The sequence below is a fragment of the Bartonella grahamii subsp. shimonis genome, assembly GCF_036327415.1.
GTDB lineage: Bacteria > Pseudomonadota > Alphaproteobacteria > Rhizobiales > Rhizobiaceae > Bartonella > Bartonella shimonis.
The window spans coordinates 666316-677999 of record NZ_CP123961.1 but is presented as its reverse complement, the minus strand read 5'-3'; the positions used below and the strand labels follow the sequence as shown (position 1 = coordinate 677999).

Below are 11684 nucleotides of genomic sequence, written 5' to 3'. Positions count from 1 at the left end.
GCAAAAAATTCTCGACCAATAAAATGATTGATACGACTATACAAAAAATTAATCAGGAAGATAATCTGGTCAAATCCGTTTCTGACCGATATTCACCCTATCGTGTTTTTACTGCACAAGAATGGTCAGAGTTTCGTGCAGACACACCTCTTACTTTGACTTTTGATGAAATTAAGCGTCTACGCTCTATTGATGATCCTATCGATCTTAAAGAAGTCCAACGCATTTATCTTTCTTTATCGCGTCTGTTATCATGCCATGTCGAAGCAGTACAGGAACTTTTTCACAAACGTCGGCAGTTTCTTCATCAAGAAGAGACTAGAAAAACGCCCTTTATTATTGGAATTGCTGGTTCTGTAGCAGTAGGAAAATCAACCACAGCTCGCATTCTTCAAGAACTGTTGAAACGATGGACATCTAGCCTTAAAGTTGATCTGATCACAACGGATGGTTTTCTCTATCCTAACGCAATCTTACAGCAAAAAAATCGTATGAAACGTAAAGGATTCCCTGATTCCTATGATATTAAAAAATTGCTGTGCTTTCTTTCGGCTATAAAAGCAGGTATCGGAAATGTCCGTGCGCCGCTTTACTCACATATGACCTATGATGTTCTAGAAAATCAGACAATTACCATTGATCGTCCTGATATTTTAATTGTTGAAGGTATTAATGTATTACAGGTCAGTGATCTTCCTAAAGATGGGAAAGCTATTCCTTTCGTATCAGATTTTTTTGATTTTTCAATCTATGTCGATGCTGAAACAGAAGTCATTCGCCACTGGTATTTGGAGCGCTTTAAACGTTTGCGTAAAACAGCTTTTCAAAATCCTGAATCCTATTTTCATCGTTATGCCCTACTCAGTGAAAAAGAAGCCTCAAAAATCGCTGAGGATCTTTGGCAAACAATTAATTTAAAAAATTTACAAGAAAATATATTGCCAACACGACCACGATCCAATCTCATTCTACGAAAAGGAAAAAATCATTTGGTCGAGTATGTCGCACTTAGACGACTATAAGGATCTCATAACTATGCAGCACTATCACATTCATTTTACCTCAACGCGTATCGATAACAGTTGCCCTATCATCTTGGTAAACCAAAGAAGTCTTACCAACTTATCACTTGATGCGTCAACAACAGCATGGATAAAAGTTAATGACTTTACAGGCAAAGCAGGACAAATACTCTTTGTTCCTCACGAAACGGGGCATTTAAAAAAAGTTTTATTTGGAATTGGCAATGGGAACGATCCCTTTATCACAGGACTGCTTGCTCAAAAGCTTCCTGCTGGTCAATGGCATTTAGAAGGTACAACCTCTGATGAAATAAATGCCTATCTTGGATTAGCATTTGGTAGCTATCAATTTAATCGCTATCGTCAAAATTCTTCTTTCAAATCATTGTCCATCCATGTCAATGAAGCCGTTGATCTTAATGAACTCCAACGAATTTATGAAGCTGTCTTTTTCGTCCGTGATCTCATCAATATTCCAGCCAATGATATGACCCCTAATGCTCTCGAAAAAGAAGCACGAAAACTAGGAAAAACCTACGGTGCTCATGTCCAAAGTATTTGTGGAGATGATCTCTTAACTCATAACTTTCCGATGATTCATGCCGTAGGCCGAGCAGGCAGTATTGCACCGCGACTGATTGAGTTACACTGGGGGCAAGAACATCATCCTAAAATAACGTTGGTGGGCAAAGGGGTAACTTTTGATACGGGAGGACTCGATATTAAATCTGCCAATAACATGTTGCTTATGAAAAAAGACATGGGGGGTGGGGCAAATGTTTTGGGATTGGCTAAACTTATCATGGATGCCAAATTGCCTTTCCGTCTACGTGTTTTGATTCCAGCTGTAGAAAATGCAATTTCTGCGAATGCTTACCGACCAAGTGATATTCTCAAAAGTCGTAAAGGCTTAAGTATTGAAGTAGGTAATACAGATGCTGAAGGGCGACTTGTTCTTGCCGATGCGCTCGCCTATGGTGATGAAGAAAGTCCACAATTCATGCTTTGTATGGCTACTTTAACGGGGGCAGCACGTATAGCATTAGGACCAGATCTTCCCGCATTTTATTGTAATGATTCAATATGGGCACAACAAATTTCTGAATCTGCTCACGCCGTTTTTGATCCTCTTTGGCAAATGCCCCTTTGGAAACCTTACCAAGAAATGTTATCATCACCAATTGCTGATCTTAATAATGTAACTGGAAATAGCTTTGCTGGCTCTATAACGGCAGCTTTATTTCTTAATTCTTTTGTTGAAAAAGCTGAACATTTTGCGCATTTTGACCTTTATGGATGGGTTCCAAAAGAAAAACCAGGATACCCTATTGGTGGATCAGCACAAACTATTCGTGCTCTTTATAATATTTTTAAAAATGAAATTTGACACAAAAGATCCACAAAGATAGACAATTTTGCAGCTTAAAGAATAATTGCTATCGCCTTAAATTGTGTTCTTAGTTTTATTTGAGGATAAAAAACCTTACCAATACAGTTTTCATAAGTTTAGTTAAAGGTAAGAAGTAACAAAATGGAAAGAAAAAAGATGATCTTTAAAGACCCAAGGCTTTATGCATTCAGAGATGATCTAGCGGACCAACGCCTTGAAACAGAAATTACAGCTCAGCGCTTTGTTCAAGGTGAAAAAAGACGTGTTAATAAAGCGGTCGCTGGACTTTTTAAAGAAAATAGCAAAAAAAGTGAAAGACAAACAGAATGCTTATTGGGAGAAGAACTTCTCATTTTTGAAGAAGGGGAAACGATGTCATGGGGGCAATCACTCAAAGATGGTTATGTTGGTTATATTGATACAACAGCTCTTTGTACATCAACTATAAAACAAACACATATTGTTTCAGTACCACGTACATTTAAATATTTACACGCTGACTTACGTGGACCAATAGTGTCTCCTTTATCTATGGGAAGCAAAGTCAGTGTTGTTGATGAAATTGAAGTCCGTGACACAATGTATTCTATTCTTGAAAATGGAAAAACAATCATTACGAGCCATCTCAGCCCCATTGGACGCGTATATGAAGATTATGTCACTGTTGCAGAAACCTTTATCCGTACACCTTACCTTTGGGGTGGTGTCAGCGGTTTTGGAATTGATTGTTCAGGACTCGTTCAGCTCTCTATGATGATGACCAATCAAATAGTTTTACGTGACACCGATATGCAGCAAGAAACTATAGGCAATCCTCTTACCGATATTGATACACTTCAACGAGGCGATTTAATTTTTTGGAAAGGTCATGTTGCTATTATGGTCGATCATGAAAATATTATTCATGCAAATGGTTTTTCTATGGACGTTATAATCGAGCCATTGGAAGAGGCAATTACGCGTATCGCTAAAAAAGATAAATATCCCATCGCAAAACGTCGTCCAATGCAAGAAACTTAATACATGCCTCCTATAAAAAATAATTAATTGAATGTTTTTTGCTATATAATGAATTGATTTATAACATTGCCGCACCTTATGCCTTTTGTTTTTTAATTGAGTTAAGCTCTTCAAGCAAAATAGAACACACAAAGCAGCTTGCAATAATACAGCAATGAATTGATTTATAATGATAATTATCCGTCATTCATTCTGTATTAAGAATTCTAAATGTCGTAAAATTCTCTCATTGCAAATCTGTTTTTATGTTGAAGCAATCAAAATCATTTACTTGTTCATCACAAATAGAATTGATGTATAAGTAAAAATGATTACGAAAAAAATATCCCTTCTGAAGGCTCTCAAATACCAAGAACTATCGTAAACATTGGGACCAGCTTACTCCTTCATAAGCGTAAAGATAGTGGCGCTCTATAGATTTTACATTATTTCTATGGGGGGCTTTAACGTTATACTATTCACTAGTGCCAGCACAAAATGGGTTTTGGAGCGTTGCGAGATGCCTCTTTAAACAGGCTCGTGAATATGCAACACAATGCCGTTCTGTATTACGTAAAGAACGTGTGCCCCTCTTAATCAAAAGCGACATCTTTTGATCTTTTTTTAAAATTCATATTCATTTAGAAGTCTTTATTAATATTTGCCTATCTTTAAATACTGTGAAAACTCATCAACAGGCTTACTGAATAACATTCATTAAAATATCATATAGTCAATCATAAATCGCATTACATAACTTTAATCAGACTTCTTCATATTATCATATTTCACTGTTTCAAATACCTTTATTACAAACCAGCAGTTTTATATTTTTTTAATATGCAAAAATAATATCTTTCTCATCTTATTTATATTTCTCATTTATATACTTACCTAGGGAGCTTTTTTCCTCATCTCTCATACCATAGAATGTATAATACATAATCCTCTAAGAAGTCTCCTGTTCATGTTTTTCTTTTATATTTAATATCATTAACCATATGTTTTATTTGTTTTAAAATTACATACCACTCTTTTTATTCGTACGTTATTGAACATTTTTTTGATTGAGAAATCGTATAACATCAAGAAAATTTATAACTATAAAAACAATATGTTATTATATAATCATGTATTACAAGGATAATTAAGCTTTTGGTCATGTAAAACAATCCCTAATAATAAACACAAAGCGTTTTTTTAAGAATTTTTTGAAATTTTTTCTATTATCTATATCTCATAAAATGAATACCCCTGATATCTCTCAGTGCATCCAATCTCATCTCACAACGATACGCATGAAAAGTATAACATACATTGTCTACCACCATCTTTATATTTATGAATCGTGCAAAGGCATCATTATACACTTTGCCAATTCTCAATGTTGCGATAACCCTTGACTATTGGAGAGTGTTCTTTCAGCACATACTTTATTTCGTTCTTAAATAATTTTTATCCACATGACTCTCCCTGCTTGGAACGTGCAAAAGAATGGTTTTGATTAATTTAACATAAAACAGATTTGAAATGAGAAAATTCTTTACGAATCTGGACTTTCTCATTCAACATAAAAATTATAAATTATGATTTTAAATCAATATATTGAATTATATTTAAACAATATTTCCTTCTTATAACACATTAAAGAAGATGATTTTTCAATACCTGAACTAATGGTTTATCAGCATCAGGCATAGGGTATTTATCAAGATCATTCATAAAAACCCATTCTAAACTCTGCCCCTCTCGTCCTTGCGCAACTCCCTCATAATGGTAACAAAGATACAACGGCATCAAGAGATGAAATGTTGCATAGCTATGGCTCGCAAACGTTAAAGGGTGTAAATTATTTGCCTGAACATACACACCAAGCTCTTCTTCTAATTCACGAATCAATGAGATCTCTGGAGTTTCCCCTTGCTCAATCTTTCCACCAGGAAACTCCCATAAACCAGCCAACGATTTTCCTTCAGGACGCTTAGTAAGCAAAACACGATTATTTTGATCTAACAATGCACATGCAACAACAAGAAGAAGGGGACTTTTTATACACATATCACTCTCCAATAAGAATATAAAGATAACTATCTCTTTCTAGTATATTCCCTTACCTCAAAAAGAACTCACATATCTCATTCTCTTTAAAAAAATAATAGATAGTTAAATATAGAGAGTGCATCCATTAACTTCTGTAATCGCTATTGATCATAACGTACTCTTTTGTTAAATCGCAAGACCAAACCGTCGCTGTGCTTTTACCCAAACCGATATCAACACGAATAGTGATGTGTTCACCTTGCATATAAGAACCTACTGTCTCTTCACAATACTCAGGATCTCGTGCGCCATTTACAGCCACACGATGCTCACCAAACCATATCGCCAATCGATCACGATCGACTTCAACACCGGCCTTCCCAACTGCCATAACGACACGCCCCCAATTCGCATCTTCACCGGCAATAGCCGTTTTTACAAGCGGTGAATTTGCAATTGATAAAGCAATCGTCTTCGCTGCATTGTTTGTTGTAGCACCTATCACATTAACCTCAATTAAATGACGAGCACCTTCACCATCACAAACAACTTGTAGTGCAAGTTCATGCAGAAGTGCACTCAATTGTTTCACAAAAACCCCATAACGCGGATCAGATTTACTTGTAATACATGGAAAATGTTCTTTTCCTGTCGCAAACAACATAAGCGTATCTGAAGTTGAGGTATCGCTATCAACAGTAATTGAATTGAAAGACCCCTCAACTGACTCTGATAACATAGATTGGAGTGCATCCGAAGAAATAGTAGCATCACTAACCACAAATGACAGCATTGTCGCCATATCGGGAGCAATCATACCAGCACCTTTTGCAATCCCATTAATGGTAACACTCTCTCCCCCACAGTCAAAAGTGCGCGTCGCAAGTTTTGGAAATGTGTCCGTTGTCATTATGGCTTTTGCAGCTTCCAACCAATTTCCCTCTTCTGCTGTCTCTGCCATATTTGGTAAAAGATTGACAATACCCGATGCATCCATTGGCTCACCAATAACACCCGTAGAAGCTATAAAAATTTCATCTTCTCTAACCTTTAAAGCGTTCGCTGCTGCACAGACGATTTCATTAGTTGTGTGCTTTCCTTTGCTTCCTGTAAAAGCGTTTGCATTTCCAGAACTCACAACAACACCCCTCGCAACCCCATGAGAAAGCGATGCACGACAATGCTCTACAGGGGCAGATGGACATTTTGAACGGGTAAAAACACCGGCCACACTCACTGGCTTATCGAATATGATGAAAAGAAGATCTGTACGATCTTTATATTTAATCCCAGCTTCAGCTGTTGCTATCCGCACACCAGATAAGGGAGAAAGCTCCTGGATCTTTTGAGGCAACAAAGGAGATATTTTCAAAACCACAATATGCTTTCTATAAAACAAATGAAATAATTGCTGATTAATAACCCCTCATAGCAAACTGCTAGGCTTTTTGAACAAAACTAACCTAGAAAATTATCTATTAAAGGGGCTATCCACTTATTTTTACTCGCTATTCCGTATCTTCTTCATCGGATGTCTCATCGGGAAGTAGCGTCCCATTTTGATGAAGCGATTCCATGATTTTTGCAACATTAGGATCAGGGTATTTCACATCTATCTTGCTACGCAAATCAACAATTAGTTCTTGATAGCGCTTTTTTATCAGCTGTGTACGCAACATCTCTTTAACATCATCAAATGCAGGCGGTTGTTTTACACGACGATCTTCTAATTTAATAATATGCCAACCAAAAGGGCTTTCAACGGGCTGTTTAGTGTATTCGCCAACTTTCAAACCAAATGCCGCATCTTCAAAAGACTTGACCATTTGACCATGGCTAAAATAACCAAGATCACCCCCAACGGCAGCAGAACCATCTGTTGAACTTTTCTTTGCAATTTCTTCAAAATTTTCGCCTTTATTTAAATGCTTAATGATAGCTTCTGCTTCTTTTCTCGTTTTAACCAAAATATGACGCGCTTTAACCTCATCCTCTTTAGGTAAAGCAGCAACTTCTTGCTTATAAAGAGCTTCCAAATCACTGTCCGAGATTTTGTCGACAACTGCCTGTTTAAAATAAAGCTGTTGAAGAACATTGTCACGCATGACTACCATACGTTTATCGTAAGCTTCTGTCTTATCAAGACCTTTACTTCTTGCTTCTTTTGCAAGTGCCTGCATATCCAAATAAGCTTTTAGGACCATCATACGGCGTTGTTCATCAGGAAAACGTGCTAAATTAGGATTTATTTCAAGCGCTAAATCATCCAATTGGCCTGCTGTAATATTTTTCCCATCAATAACGGCCATAACATGAGAAGGAGAAACGGCTTTTTCAGAAGCTTTTTCCAAGGTCTTTAAATCATTCGACGGTGAATTCAAACCTTCTTGGGCTCTCACCCCTAAACTTGTACTTGCCAATAAAGTTGATGCTAAAAAAAGCGTGATAAAGTTAAATTTCATAAATATACTCCTTAAAAATGAAGGCAGGTTCAAGATTCCAATTTTCTTTACCATAACACTTTAATCTTTAAACATAGAGAAATAAATTAGTAATTTTATTTTAAAAAGTATAAATTTGTCCTTTTAACTTAGCTTCTCCAATCCTATCTAATGCGGATGAAGAACATGATAATAGAGAAAAATGACATATTGTATCTTAAATTACTTTGTATTGTATCAGTTAAATAGCATACCTAAAGTTGACATAGAGCGCTTAGCCTCTTATCTCTACTTTACAATTAAAGTGAGAAATTGCACACCAACAAGTATAATGGTACCATCTGCATTTCGTGATGTCTCTAATGATATCAAATAACTTGAAAAAAGTGTAGAGAATGGGGAGAGCATATGAATTACCCAACAAGAGTGACAACAATTAAAAGAAAGAGCCAGAGATGGTCAGTTTAGGTGTTTTTGCCCGTAAGTTTTTTGGTTCAGCTCATGAGCGACGTCTCAAAGCACTCCGCCAAAAAGTTGCACAAATTAATGCTTTAGAAGAACAATTCGTAAAATTAAGTGATGAGCAGCTTTGCCAAAAAACAGATGCCTTTCGTAAACGTCTTAGTGAAGGTGAAAGTGTTGATTTGCTCTTACCAGAGGCTTTTGCAACTGTTCGTGAAGCCGCAAAACGTGTTTATGACATGCGTCCTTTTGACGTACAACTTATTGGTGGAATGGTCCTTCACGACTGTGGCATAGCTGAAATGCGTACTGGTGAAGGTAAAACATTAATGGCAACTCTACCAATTTATCTCAATGCATTGGAAGGTAAAGGCGTTCATGTTGTAACAGTAAACGATTATCTCGCCAGTCGTGATGCTGAAACAATGGGAAAAATTTTTAGTTTTCTAGGGCTTACAACGGGCGTGATTCTTCACGATCTTGATAGTGATGCCCGCCGAGAGGCCTATGCATGCGACATCACCTATGCCACAAATAATGAACTAGGTTTTGATTATTTGCGTGATAATATGGCCTTCGATCGTAGTCAAATGGTCCAACGTGGACATCATTATGCAATTGTTGATGAAGTTGATTCGATTCTCATTGACGAGGCCCGTACACCCCTTATTATTTCTGGTCCTCTAGAAGATCGTACTGACTTCTATAACTTTATTGATACATTTATTCCTGCCTTAACTCCAGAAGACTATGAAATAGACGAAAAACAAAAAACAACGACCTTTACCGAAGTTGGTACTGAAAAAATTGAAAAAATGCTCGAACAAGCTGGGCATCTTAAAGGTGAAAGTCTTTATGACATAGAAAATGTCGCTATCGTTCATCATGTCAATAATGCTCTAAAAGCTCATAAACTATTTGCTCGCGATAAAGATTATATTGTTCGCAATGATGAAATCGTTATCATTGATGAATTTACAGGGCGAATGATGCCTGGACGGCGTTATTCTGAAGGACTTCATCAAGCGTTAGAAGCTAAAGAGCATGTTGCTATTCAACCAGAAAATCAGACACTTGCCTCCATCACTTTCCAAAATTACTTCCGTATGTATAGAAAATTATCTGGAATGACTGGAACTGCAACAACAGAAGCCGAAGAATTCAGAAATATTTATGGTCTTGACGTTGTCGAAGTCCCTACAAATTTGCCAATACAACGTATTGATGAAGATGATGAAATTTATCGAACAGCAGAAGAGAAGTATCGGGCAATTGTGCGTGATATCCGTCAAGCACACGAAAAAGAACAGCCTATTCTTGTTGGAACAACCTCTATTGAGAAGTCTGAACAATTGGCAGAGCGTTTGCGAAAAGAAGGCATTACCGATTTTAGAGTCTTAAATGCTCGCTATCACGAACAAGAAGCATACATCATTGCGCAAGCAGGAGTTCCTAGAGCGCTCACCATCGCAACCAACATGGCAGGACGCGGTACGGATATACAGCTTGGTGGTAATGTTGAAATGCGCATCCGACAAGAATTACAGGATATCCCCGAAGGTCCAGAGCGGACAGCTAAAATTGAAGAAATAAAAAAAGATGTTCAAAAACTTAAAGAAAGAGCTTTAGCGGCTGGAGGGCTTTACGTTATCGCTACTGAGCGTCATGAAAGCCGTCGTATTGATAACCAGCTTCGTGGACGTTCTGGTCGCCAAGGCGATCCTGGTCGCTCAAAATTCTTTCTCTCTCTTCAAGATGATCTTATGCGTATCTTTGGCTCCAACCGTATGGATGGCATGCTACAAAAACTTGGATTGAAAGAAAATGAAGCTATTATCCATCCATGGATTAATAAAGCCCTTGAAAAAGCACAAAAAAAGGTCGAAGCGCGAAACTTTGAAATTCGTAAAAATCTGCTAAAATATGATGATGTCATGAATGATCAACGCAAGGTCATTTTTGAACAGCGTATGGAGGTCATGAACGCAGATGATTTATCAGAAATGATCCTTGAAATGCGTAATGAAGTCGTAGAAGATCTCGTAGAGGCTTATATTCCATCAGGAACGTATTCTGAAAAATGGGATGTAAAAACTCTCGAAGAGGAACTGCAAAAACTCTTTAATCTTGAGCTTCCAGTGGAGGAATGGGCAAAAGAAGATGGAATTGCCGAGGAGCAAATTTTAGAGCGTGTATCAGATGCTGTTACGAAACTTGAAAATGAGCGTACTGAACGCTATTCTCCAGAAGTTATGGCTTATTTTCACAAAGCAGTATTGCTCGAAACTATTGACACGTTATGGCGTGAACATCTGGTAAGTTTAGACCATTTGCGTTCTGTTGTTGGTTTTCGTGGTTATGCGCAGCGGGACCCGCTCAATGAGTATAAAACAGAATCATTTGAACTTTTTCAAAGTATGTTGAGAAATTTGCGTCGGATTGTCACTTCTAAGCTTATGCGTTTTGAAATTATTCAACACCCCACAGAAGAAACCATGCCTGAGCAAACTGATGCTGATTCTTCTGTCTTTAATGATCAAAGTCAAAAAAATGCTCCCACCTTATGGGCACGATCACAAGAAAATAGATTTGTTAATCCACAAGATCGTGACCCTAACGATATAACCACATGGGGAAAAATTGGACGTAATGAGCGTTGTCCTTGCGGTTCAGAGAAAAAATACAAACACTGTCATGGAGCCTTTGTTTGAAAAGCAAACTATAAAAATGAATAAAAAGCGAAATTATGAGCAAGAATTGCGTACAGCTGGTTTAAGAGTAACACGTCAACGACGAGTTATTCTTGATATTTTGGCTGATACAAATGATCATCCCAATGCATTTGAAATTTTTCAGCGTGCAAACAAAATAGATTCGAGTATTTCACTCTCAACGGTTTACCGAACCATGAAAACATTAGAAGAAAATGGAACAATTCATCGCCATAGCTTTAGTGGTGGTCCATCTCGTTTCGAGCAAGCAGATGGACAACATCATGATCATCTCATTGATATAGAAACAGGACAAGTTATCGAGTTTCATTCTGATGTTATTGAAAAGCTGCAAGAGGAAATTGCAAAATCCCTTGGCTATGATATTATTCATCATCGCCTTGAACTTTACGGCAAAAAAAAACTCTTAGAAAAGTGATTATCTATCATTAGATAAAATACCTCGGACAAATCAAGTTTTATAAAAATTTACCTTTAAAATGTAATAGTTCTCATTGGCAAAAATTTTCTTTTGCTTTATTACCCCTTTTGTATGATGCTATATGGTAATTTATTATCAGTATTATAATAAAAAATCGTTGCAACAAAATATTATAAA

Annotated in this window: 8 protein-coding genes; 5 read left to right on the top strand and 3 right to left on the bottom strand. The window is 37.0% G+C overall.

Annotation, left to right across the window (positions count from 1 at the left end; translation table 11 throughout):
- The first annotated feature begins 23 nt into the window (after positions 1-23).
- The 3 genes from coaA (at position 24) to QHG57_RS02955 (ending at position 3432) form a co-directional block, all read left to right on the top strand.
- Positions 24-1022, top strand: coding sequence for a type I pantothenate kinase (gene coaA, locus QHG57_RS02965; protein ID WP_330168634.1), 999 nt, complete (start codon positions 24-26; stop codon positions 1020-1022).
- 13 nt (positions 1023-1035) lie between these two features.
- Entirely contained in the window at positions 1036-2409 is a 1374-nt protein-coding gene (locus tag QHG57_RS02960; protein ID WP_330169430.1) for a leucyl aminopeptidase family protein, read from the top strand.
- A 159-nt stretch (positions 2410-2568) separates the two neighbouring features.
- A complete protein-coding gene (locus QHG57_RS02955) occupies positions 2569-3432 on the top strand; it encodes a C40 family peptidase (RefSeq protein ID WP_330169606.1) in 864 nt (287 codons plus the stop codon).
- Positions 3433-5055: 1623 nt separating this feature from the next.
- Here QHG57_RS02955 and mutT read toward each other — a convergent pair.
- The 3 genes from mutT to QHG57_RS02940 all read right to left on the bottom strand — a co-directional run bounded on the left by mutT (position 5056) and on the right by QHG57_RS02940 (position 7913).
- Complete coding sequence (mutT, locus tag QHG57_RS02950; protein ID WP_330168632.1) at positions 5056-5469, bottom strand: 8-oxo-dGTP diphosphatase MutT; 414 nt, start codon at positions 5467-5469, stop codon at positions 5056-5058.
- 127 nt (positions 5470-5596) lie between these two features.
- The gene (gene argJ, locus QHG57_RS02945) at positions 5597-6829 is read right to left on the bottom strand and encodes a bifunctional glutamate N-acetyltransferase/amino-acid acetyltransferase ArgJ (RefSeq protein ID WP_330169429.1); all 1233 of its coding nucleotides are present in this window, start codon (positions 6827-6829) and stop codon (positions 5597-5599) included.
- Positions 6830-6959: 130 nt separating this feature from the next.
- Complete coding sequence (locus QHG57_RS02940; RefSeq protein WP_330169428.1) at positions 6960-7913, bottom strand: peptidylprolyl isomerase; 954 nt, start codon at positions 7911-7913, stop codon at positions 6960-6962.
- Positions 7914-8347: 434 nt separating this feature from the next.
- Between QHG57_RS02940 and secA the strand changes: the two genes are divergently transcribed.
- Complete coding sequence (secA, locus tag QHG57_RS02935; RefSeq protein WP_330168629.1) at positions 8348-11065, top strand: preprotein translocase subunit SecA; 2718 nt, start codon at positions 8348-8350, stop codon at positions 11063-11065.
- Entirely contained in the window at positions 11004-11504 is a 501-nt protein-coding gene (locus QHG57_RS02930) for a Fur family transcriptional regulator (RefSeq protein ID WP_330168628.1), read from the top strand. Before secA ends, QHG57_RS02930 begins: the two co-directional genes overlap by 62 nt.
- Positions 11505-11684 lie beyond the last annotated feature (180 nt).

Bases quoted from the DNA above. Each gene is read 5' to 3' on its own strand.
- QHG57_RS02940 (WP_330169428.1), bottom strand. From the start codon at position 7,913: ATGAAATTTAACTTTATCACGCTTTTTTTAGCATCAACTTTATTGGCA.
- QHG57_RS02930 (WP_330168628.1), top strand. From the start codon at position 11,004: ATGAGCGTTGTCCTTGCGGTTCAGAGAAAAAATACAAACACTGTCATG.
- mutT (WP_330168632.1), bottom strand. From the start codon at position 5,469: ATGTGTATAAAAAGTCCCCTTCTTCTTGTTGTTGCATGTGCATTGTTA.
- coaA (WP_330168634.1), top strand. From the start codon at position 24: ATGATTGATACGACTATACAAAAAATTAATCAGGAAGATAATCTGGTC.
- QHG57_RS02955 (WP_330169606.1), top strand. From the start codon at position 2,569: ATGATCTTTAAAGACCCAAGGCTTTATGCATTCAGAGATGATCTAGCG.
- secA (WP_330168629.1), top strand. From the start codon at position 8,348: ATGGTCAGTTTAGGTGTTTTTGCCCGTAAGTTTTTTGGTTCAGCTCAT.
- QHG57_RS02960 (WP_330169430.1), top strand. From the start codon at position 1,036: ATGCAGCACTATCACATTCATTTTACCTCAACGCGTATCGATAACAGT.